The sequence below is a fragment of the Pseudomonas faucium genome (genome assembly GCF_021602585.1).
GTDB classification, from domain to species: Bacteria; Pseudomonadota; Gammaproteobacteria; order Pseudomonadales; family Pseudomonadaceae; genus Aquipseudomonas; species Aquipseudomonas faucium.
On record NZ_BQIP01000072.1, the window covers coordinates 1 to 294 of the forward strand.

Consider the following 294-nt stretch of genomic DNA (forward strand, 5'->3'; position numbering starts at 1 on the left):
ATCTTGACGATGACCTACTCTCACATGGGGAAACCCCACACTACCATCGGCGATGCATCGTTTCACTGCTGAGTTCGGGATGGGATCAGGTGGTTCCAATGCTCTATGGTCGTCAAGAAATTCTGTGTGCTGGCCCGTCCCTCGGGACGTGCCTGCGAATCTCTATGGCTTCTACTTAAAGACAAAACCCCTACCTGCTCGCGCAGATAGGGGTTTTGCGAAATGAATCTTGACGATGACCTACTCTCACATGGGGAAACCCCACACTACCATCGGCGATGCATCGTTTCACTG

1 rRNA gene is annotated in these 294 nt (G+C 52.0%); it reads right to left on the reverse strand.

The features are described 5' to 3' along the window. Nucleotide 1: 1 nt before the first annotated feature. A 5S ribosomal RNA gene (rrf, locus tag L6D75_RS27220) occupies nt 2-117 on the reverse strand. Nucleotides 118-294 lie beyond the last annotated feature (177 nt).